This is a genomic window from Bradyrhizobium xenonodulans (assembly GCF_027594865.1).
Taxonomy (GTDB): domain Bacteria; phylum Pseudomonadota; class Alphaproteobacteria; order Rhizobiales; family Xanthobacteraceae; genus Bradyrhizobium; species Bradyrhizobium xenonodulans.
Genome location: NZ_CP089391.1, coordinates 342333 through 359813, shown reverse-complemented (window position 1 = coordinate 359813; position 17481 = coordinate 342333). Strand labels below are relative to the sequence as shown.

Sequence of the window (17481 nt, the reverse complement as noted above, 5' to 3'; positions counted from 1 at the left end):
CGGCGCTGCGCGCCTTTACCCACCCTACGAGACCGGTGGCAGCGTCTTACGCCGCCTTCTTCTTCGCGCTGATCAGCTTGCGGTTGATCAGCACTTCCGCGATCTGGATCGCATTCAGGGCTGCGCCCTTGCGCAGATTGTCGGACACGCACCAGAGAACGAGACCGTTCTCGACCGTGGCGTCCTCGCGGATACGGCTGATATAGGTCGCGTCCTCGCCGGCCGCTTCATAGGGCGTGGCGTAGCCGCCGGGCTCCTGCTTGTCGATGACGAGGCAGCCGGGCGACTTGCGCAGGATGTCGCGGGCTTCGTCCGCGGTGATCGGATTCTCGAACTCGATGTTGACGGCTTCGGAGTGGCCGACGAAGACAGGCACGCGCACGCATGTCGCGGTGAGCTTGATCTTGGGATCAAGAATCTTCTTGGTCTCCGCCATCATCTTCCACTCTTCCTTGGTGTAGCCGTCCTCCATGAAGACGTCGATGTGGGGGATGACGTTGAAGGCGATGCGCGCGGGAAACTTCTTATTGACGATCTCGCTGTTGGTGTAGACGGCCTTGGTCTGCGAGAACAACTCGTCCATCGCGTCCTTGCCGGCGCCCGACACCGACTGATAGGTCGAGACCACGACGCGCTTGATGGTCGCCTTGTCGTGCAGCGGCTTGAGCGCCACCACGAGCTGCGCGGTCGAGCAGTTCGGGTTGGCGATGATGTTCCTCTTCGCAAAGTCCTTGGCGGCGTCGGCGTTCACCTCCGGCACGATCAGCGGCACGTCCGGATCCATGCGCCAGGCCGAGGAATTGTCGATCACGACGGCGCCGGCGGCGCCGATCTTCGGCGACCATTCCTTCGACACCTCGCCGCCGGCCGACATCAGGCAGATGTCGACGTCGGAGAAGTCGTAATGCTCGAGCGCCTTGCACTTCAGGGTGCGGTCGCCGTAGGAGACCTCGACGCCGACGCTGCGGCGCGACGCCAGGGCCACGACCTCGTCCGCGGGGAATTTGCGCTCATCGAGGATGTTGAGCATTTCCCGTCCGACATTGCCGGTCGCGCCGACGACTGCGACTTTGTAACCCATCGTTCACTCTCCGATGAAAAAGCCCGTTCCTGAAGCTGACGCTTAAACAGGAAGAGCAGCGCTTCTATGCGAGAACCGGCCTCAAGACAACGTTGGACCATGCCTGAAGGCCGTGGATGCAGTCGCCTGAGGCCAGCACGGCCGTTAGCCCCACCCAGATCCATCTGGCGCTTGCAGCCTTCGCCGACGAGGTCGTCGGCACGCTGGCGCGCCTGTTTGCCTATGTGGGGGCGCTCGCCCTGTTTGCCATCCTCGCCCTTGCGGCGCTTGGTCAGCTCCCTGCCCTGCCCGACGATGAGGTCGCTGCACGGCCGGGCTGGAGCGAGGCCTCCCGCTCGCACCCGGCCTTTGCCCTCGGCAAGCCGGATTCGTCCGACAAAACAGCTTCTTACGTCATTCTTCGACATCCCGAAGGCGGCCGCAGGGACGTGATGCGCTGGTCCGGCGAGGCCGCCAAGCCGCTGGCCGAGCTCGAGATTTACCGGGAAGGCGGCGAATTCGACGTGGCTCGTCCGGCCACCGCGGATCTGGCCATCCAGATGGGACTCGGTGCGGCCACGACGCTCGAGCAGGCCGGCCTGATCGACACGAAATTCGGCCCCGTCGCCCTGTTCCGGCCGACCGGCACGACTGAGGGCGCCCGGGGGTGCCTGGGCTACCTCAAGCGCAGCGAGGAGCCCGCGCTCCAGATCTCCGGCTTCTCCTGCCAGGGCGACACAATGCCCGCCCGGCGCGCGGCGGTCGCCTGCACGCTGAACCGGCTGACGCTGCTGACCTCGGGCAACGAGCCGAAGCTGGCGGAATTGTTCGCCCGTGCGGAGCTGAAGCGCAGGGGTTGCGAATCTCAGGGCTCGGCGGACTGGCTGCTGGGCGCCGCGAACGCGCAATTGCGCGGAGCGCTTTGACCGCATCAAGCTCAAGTGGCTGGTATTGATGCAACTTTTGCCGGCGCGCGCGATTATTCCGAGCTGGTGTGACCCAATAGACCTAGTTGCGGCCGCCCCCGCCGGGCTAGTATGGGATGACATCGACTGGCGGCTTGCCGCCTGAAGGGGACGTGATGAGCTCGAAATTCTCCAAACTGGCGACCTGGCTTGCGGCGGGCGCCGTGATCGCCGTGTCGCTCGCGACGCCGGCCTCGGCCGACACCAAGACCAAGCGCTATGACGAGCGCGGCCGCCACTATTATGGTCCGGCCGGCCCCAACGCGGTCTATCAGCAGGGTCGCACCCGTATCTATGTGAGCAAGCGCTCCTGGCTCGACGGCGGCACCGAGGTCAATCCGGGCGACCGCAAGTTCACCGACTACGCCTATCCGCCGGCCGTCGGCTATCCGTCCTTCGCCCGCGAAAACCTCAACCGTCCGATCGATCGCCAGCCGCTGGCCACGCCGGCCGATGTCGGCGGCTATCCGCAGAATTTCCCGCTGTACTGAGGCGAACGTATCTGACGAATCAAAAGGCCGGGCTCACGCCCGGCCTTTTTGTTTTGACGAGATCCCGTAGGGTGGGCAAAGGCGCCCTTGCGCCGTGCCCACGATCTCTCTCGATCCGTAAAGATGCGTGGGCACGCTTCGCTTTGCCCACCCTACGATTTCTGTTGTGTGCGCAAGATGCGTCCGCCTTACGCATTCGCTGCGGGATCGTAGCGCCGGCAAAACTCCTCGATCGCCTCGGAGCGGAAATCACCGAGGCGCTCGAAGATGAGCTCGTCCGGCCAATCCCACCAGGCGATCCGGCGCAGGCTCGCCGCAACAGCATCGTCGAAGCGCTTGCGGATGGCGCGCGCGGGAACACCGCCGACGATCGTGTAGGGTGGCACGTCGCGGCTGACGACGGCGCCTGCGGCGATCACCGCGCCGTCGCCGACCGTGACGCCCGGCAGCAGGATCGCGGCATGGCCGATCCAGACATCATTGCCGACGATGACACGGTCGCCGCGACGATCCGCGAAGAAGTCGCGGTCACGCGTCGCACTCGCCTCGTAATATTCCGGGACATAGGTGAAGCGATGCTGCGACGGACGGCCCATCGGATGATTGGGCGCACCGATCCGCACCGAATTGGCGATGGCCGTGAATTTTCCGATCACCGCGTCGGCGACATCGCAGTTCTCGCCGAGATAGGAATAGTCGCCGAGCGAGGCATATTCGATGCGCGTATGGCTGAGTATCTCGCAGCGGCGCCCGATCTGCGCCTCGCGCTGGCGCACCGTCTCATGGATGATGGTTTCCGCGATCTTGGGGCGGGGCGTATCCATGAGGGCTCCTGAGATTCCGGGCAGTGCCGCAGGGTGGGCAAAGGCGCGCTTGCGCCGTGCCCACCCTCTCTCTCTGATCACAACCGAATGGTGGGCACGCTTCCGTCTTCGCTCTTCGAGCTACGCCGGACAAGTCGCTTTGCCCACCCTACGAGAGCTGTGTTCGCCGCTTACGCGTGCAGCTTCTGCAATTCCTTCAGAATCGCTTCGCCCATCTGCGTGGTCGAGGCGGCCTTGGTGCCTTCCGACTTGATGTCGGCGGTGCGAAGACCGCTGGCCAGCACCGCGGCGATCGCGGCGTCGACCTTGTCGGCGAGATCGCCCATGTCGAAGGAATAGCGCAGCGCCATGCCGAAGGACGAGATCATCGCGATCGGATTGGCGAGACCCTGGCCGGCGATATCAGGCGCCGAGCCGTGCACCGGCTCGTACAGCGCCTTGCGCTTCTTGCTCTTGACGTCGACTTCGCCGAGCGAGGCCGAGGGCAGCATGCCGAGCGATCCCGTCAGCATCGCCGCGATGTCGGAGAGCATGTCGCCGAACAGATTGTCGGTGACGATGACGTCGAACTGCTTCGGCCATTTCACCAGCATCATGCCGCCGGAATCGGCGAGCTGGTGCTCGAGCGTCACGTCGGCATATTCGCGCTTGTGAACCTGCGTGACGACCTCGTTCCAGAGCACGCCCGACTTCATGACGTTGCGCTTCTCCATCGAGGTCACCTTGTTCTTGCGCTTCTTGGCAAGCTCGAAGGCGACGCGGGCGATGCGCTCGATCTCGTAGGTGTCGTAGACCTGGGTATCGATGGCGCGCTTCTGGCCATTGCCGAGATCGGTGATGGTCTTGGGCTCGCCGAAATAGACGCCGCCGGTGAGCTCGCGCACGATGACGATGTCGAGGCCCTCGACCGCCTCGCGCTTCAGGCTCGAGGCATCCGCCAGCGCCGGATAGCACACGGCGGGACGGAGGTTGGCGAACAGGCCGAGATCCTTGCGCAGGCGCAGCAGGCCGGCTTCGGGGCGCACTTCGTAAGGAACGGCATCCCATTTCGGACCGCCGACGGCGCCGAAGATGATCGCGTCGGCGTCCTTGGCCTTGGCCATGTCGCCTTCGGAGATCGACACCTTGTGCGCGTCATAGGCGGAGCCGCCGACGAGGCCGGTGTCGGTCTCGAATTTGGCGATCCCGGCCGAATTGAGCCAGTCGATCAGCCGCTTCACCTCGCCCATCACCTCGGGGCCGATACCGTCGCCGGGGAGCAGCAGCAATTTGTGGGTCGCCATGGTCGTTTCCTCTGAGATCGAATTCGGCCGGAGTGCTAGAGCGGCGTTGCGCGCTTGGCAAGACACCATTGCCGCGCTGCGGCTGTGCAAGGCCGGCGGGGCCTGCCACACTGCGGCTGCCGGAGTATCCCTTGCACGCGCCTGATCGCCCCCCGCCCGACGCCCATCCCGCGCGGCTGATCCTGACCCTGTCGCTGGCCGCGACGGTCGGGCTCGGCATCGGTCGCTTTGCCTATGCGCTGGTGCTGCCCGACATGCGGGAGGACCTCGGCTGGTCCTACTCGGCGGCCGGTTTCATGAACACCATCAACGCCGTCGGCTACCTCGTGGGCGCGCTGGTGGCGTCCCGGCTGATCCAGCGGATCGGCTGGGCGGCGGCGATCCGCGGCGGAACCCTGGCCTGCGTCGCCGCACTCGCGACCTGCGCGCTGACCGGGAATTTCGTCGCGCTGAGCCTGGCGCGCCTCGTGCTGGGCTTCGGTGCCGCGGCCGGCTTCGTCGCCGGCGGCGCGCTGGCCGCGACGATCGCGCAATCGCGGCCGGAGCGGGCCAATTTCCTGCTGAGCCTGTTCTATGCCGGGCCCGGCATCGGCATTCTCGCCTCGGGGCTGATCGCCCCGTTCACACTGCAATATTTCGGGCCGGGCTCGTGGTGGATGGTGTGGTGGGCGCTGACGCTGCTGTCCGTCGCCATGACCGTGCCGCTGTTCCTGATCCGCATCGAAAGCGGCGCGCGGTTCTCGGACGGCGGCCACGGCGCCTTCGCGATCCGGCCCGTGCTGATCTATCTCGCCGGCTACTTCCTGTTCGGCGCCGGCTACATCGCCTACATGACTTTCATGATCGCCTATGTGCGCGACGGCGGCGGCGGGGCCGCGGCGCAGGCGGCGTTCTGGAGCCTGATCGGCCTTAGCGCCTTTGCGACACCCTGGGCCTGGCGCGGTGTGCTGGCGCTCGACCGCGGCGGCCTTGCCACCGCCATCATCCTCGGCACCAACGCGTTAGGGGCGGCCCTGCCGATGCTGGGGCATTCGCCGGCATGGCTCGCGGTCTCCGCGCTGGTGTTCGGCGTCGCCTTCTTCGCCGTGGTCGGCTCGACCACCGCCTTCGTGCGCTTCAACTATCCGCCGCAGGCGTGGCCGACCGCGATCGCGGCGATGACGATCTCGTTCGGCGTCGGCCAGACGCTGGGACCGATCGTGGTCGGCGCCATCACGGATGCGCTGGGGAGCCTGAGTTACGCGCTAAACGTCTCGGCGGCGCTGCTGGCGCTCGGGGCGGTGGCGGCGTTGTGCCAGCGGAAGGTGGGACCAGCCAAACAATCGGTGCCGTAGGGTGGGCAAAGGCGCGCAGCGCCGTGCCCACGTTTCTTCATGATGGATGGAATGGTGGGCACGCTTCGCTTTGCCCACCCTACGGCAGCGTGCCGGACGTCAGCTCCCGCTGAACGAATTGTACCCCTGGTCTTCCCAATAGCCGCCCTTGTAGTCGTTGGTGACTTCCATCGACACCACGTATTTCGGATTCTTGAAGCCGAGTTTTGTGGGTACGCGGATCTTCATCGGGAAGCCGTAGGCGCGTGGCAGAATTTCATTCGCGTATTTGAACGTCATCTGCGTCTGCGGATGCAGCGCGCTGCGCATGTCGAGCGGCGAGTTGTAGCCGTCCTTGTCGGCGCACTGGAACCAGACATACTTGGCACGCGTATCGGCGCCGACCAGCTTGAGGAAATCGCGCAGCGGCGTGCCGGTCCAGCTACCGATCGCGCTCCAGCCCTCGACGCAGATGTGCCGGGTGATCTGGGTGACCTGCGGCAGCTTGTAGAGCTCGGGAAGCGTCCACGACTTCTTGTTGTCGACGAGGCCGCGGACCTCGAGCTTCCAGTCGTTGCCGTCGACATCAGGCGCATCGTCGAGATCGTAATAGGCGTTGAACGGAAACGGCTTCGTGATCGCGCTCTCGGGAAAGGTCGGCGCCAGCGCATCGGGATTGAAGATGAAATCCTGCACCGCGTCATTGAATTTCGAGACCGTCTTCAGCATCTCCTCGGCCGAGGACGAGTCGATCACATCGCAGCCGGTGAGCAGTGTCAGCGCGCCCAGGCTGGCGCCGCCCGCGATGAAGCGGCGGCGGGTGACATCGGGCATCGTCTTGATGGAGTCCTTGATCAGCAGCCGCTTGTCGACGCCGGGGATCAGGAATGAACGCTTGGCCATGGTCCCTTCTCCTCTCAACGACCGATGATCATCGCGCGCAGGCTCTTCGGCACCAGCAGCGCGAGCAGGACATGAATGACGAGGAACGCGCAGATCGCGGCCATGCAGAAGAAGTGCACGTAGCGCGCGGTCGGATAATCGCCGAACAGCGTGACGAGCCAATGCAGTTGCACCGGCTTCCACATCCCCAGGCCCGACAGCACGATCAGCACGCCAACCAATATGATGCCGGCATAGAGCACGCGCTGCACGTAATTGTAGACGGTGAGATCGTCATGGCCGAGCTTGAAGGTCAGGGCCGCCCTGACGTCGTGCAGCACACCCGACGGCGTGATCGGCAGCAGCTTCTTGCGGAAGCGCCCGGTGGCGAAACCGGTGACGAGGTAGGCGAGGCCGTTGATCATGAGCAGCCACATCGCCGCAAAATGCCAGAGCAGGCCGCCGCCGAGCCATCCGCCCAGCGTGTAGTCGCGCGGAAAACTGAAGCCGAACAGCGGCGAGGCGTTGTAGATCTGCCAGCCCGACAAGATCATCAGGATCATGGCGAGGGCGTTGATCCAGTGCATGACGCGGACCCAGGCCGGCTGGATCACTTTGGCGGGGGTGGCGCTGACCTGCTCGTCGGTGACTGTGAGGCTCGACATGATGGTTCCGTCCTGAACGTCGTCTGACAGCAATTATACGCCGATGCTTCGGCTTTCGTTACGCCCTCTCCGACATCGAATCGATACCGCCGGGCTATCATGGTCACAAAAAAGCGAGCCGGGGCACCCCCGGCTCGCCGTCTCAAGCCATCCTGTTCGGGGATGAAACAGGACCGCGTGGTGTTAGGTCGCCGGCATCAGCACGGTGTCGACCACATGGATCACGCCGTTCGACTGGTTGACGTTGGAGATCGTCACCATCGAGGTGCCGCCCTTGGCGTCGACGATCCAGACCTTGCCATCCATCTTCTTCACCGTCAGCTCCTCGCCTTCGGCGGTCTTCATCTTCTTGCCGTCGGTGAGGTCGGAGGCCTCGAGCTTGCCGGGCACGACATGGTAGGTGAGGATCTTGGTCAAGGTCGCCTTGTTCTCGGGCTTGACCAGGTTATCGACGGTGCCCGCCGGCAGCTTGCCGAAGGCGGCGTTGGTCGGCGCGAACACCGTGAACGGGCCCTTGCTTTCCAGCGTCGGCACCAGGCCGGCCGCCTTCACCGCCGCCACCAGCGTGGTGTGGTCCTTCGAGTTGACGGCGTTCTGGACGATGTTCTTGGACGGGAACATCGCGGCGCCGCCGACCATGACGGTCTTCTCCTCGGCACGAACGGGCGCGACGACGGTCGCGGAGATGGCGAGGGCGCTGAAAGCGGCGGCAGCGAGATAGGCAATACGCTTCGACATGGAAAGTCTCCCGATTGGATTGTGACCGGCAATGGCCGGCGTTGAGTTGGGGCAACAACGGCGCCTGCGACAGTTGGGGTGATGCAGCAGTGCCGTCGTTGGCCGAACTACGGGAGGGTTTGCGCTGCGGTTTCGGATTAAAATTCTTTGTGATGCGTGAAACTATGCGGCGGCGAGTTCGTGTGGGCACGCTTCCGCCGTCGCTCTGCGAGCTATGGCGGACAAGTCGCTTTACCCACCCTGCGGCAGTGTGCGCGTTGCGGCAGTGGTGCGCGCCTCAATCCCTGTTGTGCGGCGTCTGGATAAATCCGCGGTTATGCGTCGGGCTGATCAGGAGCTCGTTGATGCAGACGCGCGGCGGCATCGATGCGATGAACGCGATGGTGCGGCCGAGATCTTCGGATTGCAGCATCTTCGCCTGCTCCTCTTCGCTCGGCACCACCGGGCGCAGCTTCAGGATCGGCGTCGCCACCTCGCCCGGCATCAGGCAGCAGGCGCGCAGGCCGTTGACGCATTCGTCCATGTTGAAGGAATGGGTCAGCGCCAGCACCGCATGCTTGGTGGTGGTGTAGGCCGGGCCCGGCATCTTCGAGACGTGGCGGCCGGCCCAGGACGAGACGTTGATGATCGAGCCGTCCTGCTGCTTGCGCATCGTCGGCAACACCGCGCGCATGCAATAGAGCACGCCGTTGAGATTGACCTGGACCAGCTTGTCCCAGCCGTCCAGTTCCATGTCCTTCCAGCTCCGCTTGGGGACATTGATGCCGGCATTGTTCACAAGCAGGTTGATCCGGCCATGCCTGGCGACGATCTGATCCGCCGCCTTCTGGGCTTCAGCCGCGTTGGACACGTCCAGCGCGATGGCCTCGGCCGTCCCGCCGGCCTTGGCGATCCTGGCCACCACGGTCTCCAGGGCGTCCTTGCGCCGGCCCGAGACCACGACGATCCAGCCGTCGGCCGCGAGCGCCGCGGCGCCGGCCTCCCCGATCCCACTGCCGCCGCCCGTCACCCAGGCCACGCGTTTCCCGTTTTTTGTCATGCAAACTGTCTCCGTTGCTTCATCGGGGCGGTTTTTGCTAATCCAGCCCTCGGTTTTGACCGGCCTTCGCCGGCGAGGAATGTTGCATGAACCAAGCTGCCAACGCCAATTTGTTTTCCCGCCTGTTCGACGGCCTGGACGATCCCAAACGCCTCGCGATCGAGACGCAGGACGGCGCCCATATCAGCTATGGCGATCTGATCGCGCGGGCCGGGCAGATGGCCAACGTGCTGGTCGCGCGCGGCGTGAAGCCCGGCGACCGCGTCGCGGTGCAGGTGGAAAAGTCGGTCGCCAACATCGTGCTGTATCTCGGCACGGTGCGGGCCGGCGCGGTCTATCTGCCGCTCAACACCGCCTATACGCTGAACGAGCTCGATTACTTCATCGGCGATGCCGAGCCGTCGCTGGTGGTCTGCGATCCCGCCAAGGCGGAAGGGCTCGCCCCGATTGCCGCCAAGGTGAAGGCCAAGGTCGAGACGCTCGGGCCGGACGGTAGAGGCTCGCTGACGGACGCCGCTGACAAGGCCAGCCACGAATTCACGACCGTCTCGCGGGCGAATGACGACCTCGCCGCGATCCTCTACACCTCCGGCACCACCGGCCGCTCCAAGGGCGCGATGCTGACGCATGACAATCTCGCGTCGAACTCGCTCTCGCTGGTCGGCTACTGGCGCTTCACCGACAAGGACGTGCTGATCCACGCGCTGCCGATCTACCACACCCACGGCCTGTTCGTGGCGACCAACGTGACGCTGTTTTCGCGGGCGTCGATGATCTTCCTGCCGAAGCTCGATCCGGAGTTGATCATCAAGCTGATGGCGCGCGCGACCGTGCTGATGGGCGTGCCGACGTTCTACACACGGCTTCTGCAAAATGCTGCGCTGTCGCGCGAGACAACGAAGCATATGCGGTTGTTCATCTCGGGCTCGGCGCCGCTGCTGGCCGAAACCCATCGCGAATGGTCGGCGCGCACAGGCCATGCGGTGCTCGAACGCTACGGCATGACCGAGACCAACATGAACACGTCGAATCCTTACGACGGCGAGCGTGTGCCCGGCGCGGTCGGCTTCCCCCTTCCCGGCGTCACCGTGCGCGTGACCGAGCCCGACACGGGCAAGGAGCTGCCGCGCGAAGAAATCGGCATGATCGAGGTGAAGGGGCCGAACGTCTTCAAGGGCTACTGGCGCATGCCGGAGAAGACCAAGTCCGAATTCCGGCCCGACGGCTTCTTCATCACCGGCGACCTCGGCAAGATCGACGACAAGGGCTACGTCCACATCCTCGGCCGCGGCAAGGATCTCGTGATCTCCGGCGGCTTCAACGTCTACCCCAAGGAGATCGAGAGCGAGATCGACGCCATGCCTGGCGTGATCGAGTCTGCGGTGATCGGCGTGCCGCATGCCGATTTCGGCGAAGGCGTCACGGCGGTGCTGGTCTGCAACAAGGGTGCCGATATCACTGAATCTGCGGTGCTGAAGGCGCTCGACGGGCGGCTGGCCAAATTCAAGATGCCCAAGCGCGTCTTCGTCGTGGACGAGCTGCCGCGCAACACCATGGGCAAGGTGCAGAAGAACATTTTGCGCGACACGTACAAGGATATTTACGCGAAGAAGTGAGGTGGACCCGTCGAGGGGCCACCACAAGACGCGCTGTCATGCCCCGCGAAGGCGGGGCATCCAGTATTCCAGAGACGGCCATGATAGAACCGAAAGGCTGCGGCGTACTGGATTCCCCGCCTTCGCGGGGAATGACACCGAGAGTGTAGGACGCGCTTTCCCCAAACCTGTCACAGCCCGCCCACGAGACTCATCACAAACCGGCTGCCCACGATAAACAGATAGCAGCCGAACGCGACCTCCAGCGTCCGTTTCGACATCGCATGCGCGGCCCTCACGCCGAGCGGTGCGGTGACGAGGCTCATCGGCATCACCAGCACGGCACCGATCAGCGAGACGTAACCCAGCGCGAACGGGATTTGCAGGGCCGCAACGCCGGGATAGTTCGTGGCCGCCGGCCAGCCCGCATAGATGTAGCCGAGCGCGCCGGGGATCGAGATCAGCACAGCAAGCGCCGACGACGTCGCCACCGCCTGATGGATCGGCCGTCCGTAGAAGGTCATCAGCAGGTTCGAGAACAGGCCGCCGCCGATGCCCATCAGCGTCGACAGGATGCCGACGCAGAAGCCGTAGACGCGCATGAGCGGGCCCTTTGGCAAATCGTCGCCGAGCTTCCAGGTCTCGCGCGCGAAGATCAGGCGCAACGCCGCAGACCACGCGACCGCAACGAAGACGATCTTGAACAGCCGCTCCGGCGCGTAGCGCGCGACGACGCTGCCTGCAACGACACCAATCACGATCGGCAGCCACCACACCCGCAGAATCGCCATGTCGACGGCGCCGCGCTTGTAATGCGCCTGGAACGAGCGGATCGACGTCGGGATGATCACAGCGAGCGAGGTGCCGATGCAGAGCGGCATGCGCACCTCGAGCGGCACGCCGGCGATGCGGAAGCACTCGTAGAACACCGGCACCAGAATCGCACCGCCGCCGATGCCGAACACGCCGGCCAGAAATCCCGAGAGCGCGCCGGTTGCGATCAGCAGCAGCGCGAGCTCGATGATCTCCTTGATATCGAGACCTGCAATCACCCCTGACCTGCCCCGGCAAATGGCCGCAACTTCTCCAAGAACTGCTTGGAGATGGCTACGCGCCAAGCTGTAGGCGATCTGATTTGTCCGGTCGACACGCGGCGCCGCGGGTCTGGGGTGGGATGCAGGCTGCGCATATCCACCCGCCGGACGAAAAATCGGTGCGCCGCGCGGAAATGGGAGATGTCAGCTCGGCCGTCCAGGCGGCTCCGGGTCTCATGAACTGACTGGTTCGAACTGTGAGCTGCTAGCCGCGGGTTAGAGCCGTTCCAATAGCGATTTCAATGCGCCTCGCCGGTCGGGACAAAGAGTGAATTTGTATTCTTTTCTTAGACGGTGCACCACTGCTCTGGTATACCAAGCCCCTGATTGGCCTTGTTTCATCAACGCTGTAGGGCTGAACCCCCGTTCGATTTATGGCGAATTGGTGATTGCGCACGCGAAATCGACTCCGTAAATAGAGCCGACCTTTCGCGATCCCCGCGCGCCCCATGCTGGGCCGCAATACAACATCAAAGCCCATGACCGCACGGATCGAACGACCGCTTTCACCCCACATGCAAGTTTACCGCTGGACGCTGACGATGGCCCTGTCCATCGTCCATCGCGCCACCGGTATCGCCCTCTATTTCGGAACCCTGCTGCTGGCCTGGTGGCTGATCGCGGCGGCCTCCGGCCCTGCCGCCTATGGCCATGTCCAGGCCTTTACCGGCAGCATCATCGGCCGGCTGATCGTGTTCGGCTACACCTGGGCCCTGATGCACCATATGCTGAGCGGCATCCGGCACTTCGTGTGGGACCTCGGCTACGGCTTCAAGGCCAACGAGCGCGAGGCCCTGACCTGGGGCGCGCTGATCGGCGGCATCGTGCTGACGGTGCTGATCTGGATCATCGCCTACGCGATCGGAGGTGGACGATGAGCACAGCCGATACGCCCAAGCGCAGCATGCGCACCCCGCTCGGCCGCGTCCGCAATCTCGGCGCGGCGCATTCGGGCACGTCCGACTTCTGGCGCCAGCGCATCACCGGTGTCGCCATGACGCTGCTGATGATTCCCGCGCTGGTGATCGTCATGATGCTGCTCGGCCGCAACCAGGTTGGCGCAGCGCAGATCCTCAGCTCGCTGCCGGTCGCGGTGATCCTGCTGCTCTTCATCGCCGCCAGCGTCTGGCACATGAAGATCGGCATGCAGGTGGTGATCGAGGACTACGTCCATAACGAGAAGCTGAAGCTCATCTCGATCATGCTCAACAATTTCTTTTCGATCGCCGTGGCGCTTGCCTCGACCTACGCGATTCTGAAGCTTTCATCCGGAGTGTAAGCCATGGCCACAGAGACGAATGGCAAGGGCAACGGCGCTCCCGCCACCAACGGCAAAGCCTATCCGATCGAAGACCACACCTATGACGTCGTCGTGGTCGGTGCCGGCGGCGCCGGTTTGCGCGCCGTGGTCGGCTGCAGCGAGGCGAGACTCCGCACCGCCTGCATCACCAAGGTGTTTCCGACCCGCTCGCACACGGTGGCGGCGCAGGGCGGCATTTCGGCCTCCCTCGGCAACATGCACAAGGACGACTGGCGCTGGCACATGTACGACACCGTGAAGGGGTCGGACTGGCTCGGCGACCAGGACGCGATCGAATACATGGTGCGCAACGCGCCCGAGGCGGTCTACGAGCTCGAGCACTGGGGCGTGCCGTTCTCGCGCACCGAGGACGGCAAGATCTACCAGCGCCCGTTCGGCGGCATGACCATGGACTACGGCAAGGGCCAGGCGCAGCGCACCTGCGCCGCCGCCGACCGTACCGGCCACGCCATGCTGCACACGATGTACGGCCAGTCGCTGCGCCACGCGGCCGAGTTCTTCATCGAGTTCTTCGCCATCGATTTGATCATGGACGACCAGGGCACCTGCCGCGGCGTCATCGCGCTCAAGCTCGATGACGGCACGCTGCACCGCTTCCGCGCCCAGACCGTGATTCTGGCGACCGGCGGCTACGGCCGCGCCTACGCCTCCTGCACCTCGGCGCATACCTGCACCGGCGACGGCGGCGGCATGGTGCTGCGGGCCGGCCTGCCGATGCAGGACATGGAGTTCGTCCAGTTCCACCCGACCGGCATCTACGGCTCGGGCTGTCTCGTCACCGAAGGCGCACGCGGCGAAGGCGGCTATCTCGTCAACTCCGAGGGCGAGCGCTTCATGGAGCGCTATGCGCCGTCCGCAAAGGATCTGGCGTCGCGCGACGTCGTCTCGCGCGCGATGACCATCGAGATCCGCGAAGGCCGCGGCGTCGGCAAGAAGAAGGACCATATCTTCCTTCATCTCGACCATCTCGATCCCGCGGTGCTGGCCGAGCGGCTGCCGGGCATCTCCGAATCCGCGAAGATCTTCGCCAACGTCGACGTGACGCGCGAGCCGATCCCGATCGTGCCGACCGTGCATTACAACATGGGCGGCATCCCGACGAATTATCACGGCGAAGTGCTGACCAAGAAGGACGGCGACGACAACGCCGTCATTCCGGGCCTGATGGCGATCGGCGAAGCGGCCTGCGTCTCCGTGCACGGCGCCAACCGGCTCGGCTCGAATTCGCTGATCGACCTCGTCGTGTTCGGCCGCGCCGCGGCGCTCCGTCTCGCCGAGAAGCTGACGCCCAACGCCAGCCAGCCGGAACTGCCGGCGAACTCGTCCGACCTCGCGCTCGGCCGCCTCGACCATTACCGCTACGCCTCCGGCGGCACGCCGACCGCGAAATTGCGCGAGGGCATGCAGCACGTGATGCAGAGCAATTGCGCGGTGTTCCGCACCGGCGAAGTGCTGAGCGAAGGCCAGAATTTGATCGAGAAAGTCCACAGCGGCATCACCGACATCGCCGTGTCCGACCGCTCGCTGGTGTGGAATTCGGATCTCGTCGAGACGCTCGAATTCGACAATCTGATCTCGCAGGCGGTGGTGACGATGAACTCGGCCGCCAACCGCACCGAGAGCCGCGGCGCGCATGCCCGCGAGGACTTCTCCGAGCGCGACGACAAGAACTGGATGAAGCACACGCTGGCCTGGCTGGACGATGCCGGCAAGGTCAAGATCGAGTACCGCCCGGTTCACGACTACACCATGACCAACGACGTGCAGTACATCCCGCCCAAAGCGCGCGTGTACTGATCGAACAGCGAAGGCCCTAATCGAAATGGTTGAATTCGCACTTCCGAAGAACTCGAAGATCACCGGCGGCAAGACCTGGCCGAAGCCCGCGGGCGCGACCGAAACGCGCGAATTCCGCGTCTATCGCTGGAATCCGGACGACGGCAAGAATCCGAGCGTCGACACCTATTACGTCGACACCAATGATTGCGGCCCGATGGTGCTGGACGGCCTGATCTGGATCAAGAACCACATCGACCCGTCGCTGACCTTCCGCCGCTCCTGCCGCGAAGGCGTCTGCGGCTCCTGCGCCATGAACATCGACGGCCAGAACACGCTGGCCTGCACCCGCTCGATGCACGACGTGAAGGACGGCGCGGTCAAGATCAACCCGCTGCCGCACCAGCCGGTGGTGAAGGACCTCGTCCCCGACCTCACCAATTTCTACGCGCAGTATGCCTCCGTCGAGCCGTGGCTGAAGACGACCTCGCCGACGCCGCAGAAGGAATGGAAGCAGAGCCACGAGGACCGCGAGAAGCTCGACGGTCTCTACGAGTGCATCCTCTGCGCCTGCTGCTCGACCTCGTGCCCGAGCTATTGGTGGAACAGCGAGCGCTATCTCGGTCCCGCCGCGCTGCTCCAGGCCAATCGCTGGGTCTCTGATTCGCGGGATGAAGCGACCGGCGAGCGGCTGGACAATCTCGAAGACCCGTTCCGGCTCTACCGCTGCCACACCATCATGAACTGCGCCAAGGCCTGCCCGAAGGGCCTCAACCCGGCCGAAGCCATCGCCGAGCTCAAGCTCAAGATGGTCGAGCGGCAGATCTAGCCCGCCACGCCTCGCTGTTCGGCTGCTGCGTCTATCGACTCTTTTGAGCGGCGGAGGGAGTGGGACTTCTCTCCGCCATGCCGCGGATACGCGAGAAGAGCCGGAAACAAGCATTCCTTAAAAGGACCGGTCTCGATTTGCGACCACATCCGCGAATCTCGATTGATTTCGAGGCGCATCGAGACGGGTCCGCTTCCAAGCTGTCAAATCGACTTCTCACCGGGAAACCGGTCGAGACGTAGTCGGTGTCGATGATCGGTCAGGAGGCGTGCGCCGCCCAGGACGGCGGCCAGCGTTCCCAGCCCGGTCCCTCCGGCAATCAGGAACATGATCAGCAATTGATATTTGACTGCATCGACCGGCTCGACGCCCGCGAGAATCTGGCCAGTCATCATCCCCGGCAGGGAAACGAGGCCGATTGCCGCCATGCTGTTCATGATCGGCATGAAGCCGCTTCGCAAGGCGTCTCGTATGATCGGCAGCAGGGCTTGGTGTCGGGTGCCGCCGAGCGCAAGACAAGCTTCCACGGCGGCACGTTCCCGCACCAGACTGCTTGTCAGCACGTCCAAGCCGAGGCTTATTCCGGTCATGGTGTTGCCCAGGATCATGCCCAGCAAAGGCAGCGCATAGCGCGGATGATACCAAGGATCGGGACGTAGCTCTGTCAGGAGCGCGAACATCGTAACGGTGCCGGCTGCGAGCAGCGTGCATGCCGCGCCCAGCCCGTACTTCCAAACGCCCGGAAGGCGCCGCTTCTGGCGCGCGACGATTTCTCGAGATGCGAAGAGAACCATGATGACGGCTGCAAGCGCTGTCCAAAGGGGCGACACCGCGGCAAACAGGAACGTCAGCACGTATCCAACGAGGACGAGCTGAACCACCATCCGCACGGTCGCGACGGCTAGTTGTTTTTCAAGCTTGAGGCGGAGAGCAAGCGAGAGAACGCCGTCCATGACGACAAGGAGCGCGGGTAGGGCCAGATCGCCATACGAAAGCTGAATGTAGCTCACGACCGGTTTTCCCTAATGCCACCATCGGGCCCCATCGTGAGTATCCGTGACCCGACGCGGCGGGCTTGAGCGTTGTCGTGGGTGCTCCAGATGACGCTCGTTCCATTCGAAATGCGTTCGGCGATCAAGGATTCCACCGCCGCGGCGGATGCCGGGTCGAGCGCCGACGTTGGCTCGTCCAGCAGAAGCACCCGTGACCGCAGCATGAGCGCCCGCACAAGCCCCAAACGTTGTCTCTCGCCGGTCGAAAGTCTTTGGATCGGCCAAGGTCCGCAATCGTCCGGCAACCCCAGGCGCGTGACCAGCGGTAGGGCATCATCCCAGCCCGAGAAGTGCTCTTGCACGATGTCGGACCACCATCCAGGCTCGACGGCGAGGTAGGTCACTCGCTTTCGCCAGGCGGGGGCGGGCATCGCCTCTCTCAGCGTTCCGTCGAGCTTGACCGTTCCTTCGTTCGGATCGAGGTCCGCTATGGAGCGAAGCAGCAAAGTCTTCCCGACCCCGGACGGTCCTTGCAGGGCGACGCATTCGCCGTCCTGCAAGTCGAATGACGCGGAGATGTGCAAGCGCTTGAGCCCGCTGACCGTCAGCATGCG

18 protein-coding genes are annotated in these 17481 nt (G+C 64.3%); 8 read left to right on the top strand and 10 right to left on the bottom strand.

Annotated features, from left to right (window positions below; all coding sequences use genetic code 11):
* Nucleotides 1–46 precede the first annotated feature (46 nt).
* Complete coding sequence (locus I3J27_RS01715) at nucleotides 47–1081, bottom strand: aspartate-semialdehyde dehydrogenase (RefSeq protein ID WP_270164473.1); 1035 nt, start codon at nucleotides 1079–1081, stop codon at nucleotides 47–49.
* 116 nt (nucleotides 1082–1197) lie between these two features.
* On the opposite strand from I3J27_RS01715, the gene I3J27_RS01710 reads away from it, so the two are divergent.
* Both I3J27_RS01710 and I3J27_RS01705 read left to right on the top strand, forming a co-directional pair.
* Nucleotides 1198–1986, top strand: coding sequence for a hypothetical protein (locus I3J27_RS01710; RefSeq protein WP_270164445.1), 789 nt, complete (start codon nucleotides 1198–1200; stop codon nucleotides 1984–1986).
* Between the two features lie 155 nt (nucleotides 1987–2141).
* A complete protein-coding gene (locus tag I3J27_RS01705; RefSeq protein ID WP_270164443.1) occupies nucleotides 2142–2516 on the top strand; it encodes a hypothetical protein in 375 nt (124 codons plus the stop codon).
* Nucleotides 2517–2704: 188 nt separating this feature from the next.
* Here I3J27_RS01705 and I3J27_RS01700 read toward each other — a convergent pair whose 3' ends face one another.
* Entirely contained in the window at nucleotides 2705–3340 is a 636-nt protein-coding gene (locus tag I3J27_RS01700) for a DapH/DapD/GlmU-related protein (RefSeq protein ID WP_270164441.1), read from the bottom strand.
* 170 nt (nucleotides 3341–3510) lie between these two features.
* Entirely contained in the window at nucleotides 3511–4623 is a 1113-nt protein-coding gene (gene leuB, locus I3J27_RS01695; protein ID WP_270164439.1) for a 3-isopropylmalate dehydrogenase, read from the bottom strand.
* 131 nt (nucleotides 4624–4754) lie between these two features.
* Between leuB and I3J27_RS01690 the strand changes: the two genes are divergently transcribed.
* Entirely contained in the window at nucleotides 4755–5957 is a 1203-nt protein-coding gene (locus I3J27_RS01690) for a YbfB/YjiJ family MFS transporter (protein ID WP_270164437.1), read from the top strand.
* Between the two features lie 99 nt (nucleotides 5958–6056).
* On the opposite strand, the gene I3J27_RS01685 is transcribed toward I3J27_RS01690, so the two are convergent.
* The 4 genes from I3J27_RS01685 to I3J27_RS01670 form a co-directional block, all read right to left on the bottom strand.
* Nucleotides 6057–6839: a molybdopterin-binding protein gene (locus I3J27_RS01685; RefSeq protein ID WP_270164435.1), complete on the bottom strand. Its 783-nt coding sequence runs from the start codon at nucleotides 6837–6839 to the stop codon at nucleotides 6057–6059.
* 14 nt (nucleotides 6840–6853) lie between these two features.
* Nucleotides 6854–7483, bottom strand: coding sequence for a cytochrome b/b6 domain-containing protein (locus I3J27_RS01680; RefSeq protein ID WP_270164433.1), 630 nt, complete (start codon nucleotides 7481–7483; stop codon nucleotides 6854–6856).
* A gap of 183 nt (nucleotides 7484–7666) precedes the next feature.
* Nucleotides 7667–8221, bottom strand: coding sequence for a fasciclin domain-containing protein (locus tag I3J27_RS01675; RefSeq protein WP_270164431.1), 555 nt, complete (start codon nucleotides 8219–8221; stop codon nucleotides 7667–7669).
* A 277-nt stretch (nucleotides 8222–8498) separates the two neighbouring features.
* The gene (locus I3J27_RS01670) at nucleotides 8499–9260 is read right to left on the bottom strand and encodes an SDR family oxidoreductase (RefSeq protein WP_270164429.1); all 762 of its coding nucleotides are present in this window, start codon (nucleotides 9258–9260) and stop codon (nucleotides 8499–8501) included.
* Between the two features lie 86 nt (nucleotides 9261–9346).
* Between I3J27_RS01670 and I3J27_RS01665 the strand changes: the two genes are divergently transcribed.
* The gene (locus I3J27_RS01665; protein ID WP_270164427.1) at nucleotides 9347–10876 is read left to right on the top strand and encodes a malonate--CoA ligase; all 1530 of its coding nucleotides are present in this window, start codon (nucleotides 9347–9349) and stop codon (nucleotides 10874–10876) included.
* A gap of 170 nt (nucleotides 10877–11046) precedes the next feature.
* Here I3J27_RS01665 and I3J27_RS01660 read toward each other — a convergent pair whose 3' ends face one another.
* Entirely contained in the window at nucleotides 11047–11907 is an 861-nt protein-coding gene (locus tag I3J27_RS01660; protein WP_270164425.1) for a sulfite exporter TauE/SafE family protein, read from the bottom strand.
* Nucleotides 11908–12428: 521 nt separating this feature from the next.
* Between I3J27_RS01660 and sdhC the strand changes: the two genes are divergently transcribed.
* The 4 genes from sdhC to I3J27_RS01640 are packed head-to-tail and all read left to right on the top strand — an operon-like array spanning nucleotide 12429 to nucleotide 15875.
* Nucleotides 12429–12827 (top strand): succinate dehydrogenase, cytochrome b556 subunit, encoded by a 399-nt coding sequence (sdhC, locus tag I3J27_RS01655; protein WP_270164423.1) that lies wholly within the window; start codon nucleotides 12429–12431, stop codon nucleotides 12825–12827.
* Complete coding sequence (sdhD, locus tag I3J27_RS01650) at nucleotides 12824–13228, top strand: succinate dehydrogenase, hydrophobic membrane anchor protein (RefSeq protein WP_270164416.1); 405 nt, start codon at nucleotides 12824–12826, stop codon at nucleotides 13226–13228. The genes sdhC and sdhD overlap by 4 nt, the downstream gene beginning before the upstream one ends.
* A 3-nt stretch (nucleotides 13229–13231) precedes the next feature.
* Complete coding sequence (gene sdhA, locus I3J27_RS01645; RefSeq protein ID WP_270164414.1) at nucleotides 13232–15067, top strand: succinate dehydrogenase flavoprotein subunit; 1836 nt, start codon at nucleotides 13232–13234, stop codon at nucleotides 15065–15067.
* A 25-nt stretch (nucleotides 15068–15092) separates the two neighbouring features.
* Nucleotides 15093–15875, top strand: a complete 783-nt coding sequence (locus I3J27_RS01640; protein ID WP_094890228.1) for a succinate dehydrogenase iron-sulfur subunit — start codon at nucleotides 15093–15095, stop codon at nucleotides 15873–15875.
* A 203-nt stretch (nucleotides 15876–16078) separates the two neighbouring features.
* On the opposite strand, the gene I3J27_RS01635 is transcribed toward I3J27_RS01640, so the two are convergent.
* Nucleotides 16079–16885, bottom strand: a complete 807-nt coding sequence (locus tag I3J27_RS01635) for an ABC transporter permease (RefSeq protein WP_270164410.1) — start codon at nucleotides 16883–16885, stop codon at nucleotides 16079–16081.
* Nucleotides 16882–17478, bottom strand: a complete 597-nt coding sequence (locus tag I3J27_RS01630; protein ID WP_270164402.1) for an ABC transporter ATP-binding protein — start codon at nucleotides 17476–17478, stop codon at nucleotides 16882–16884. Before I3J27_RS01630 ends, I3J27_RS01635 begins: the two co-directional genes overlap by 4 nt.
* Nucleotides 17479–17481 lie beyond the last annotated feature (3 nt).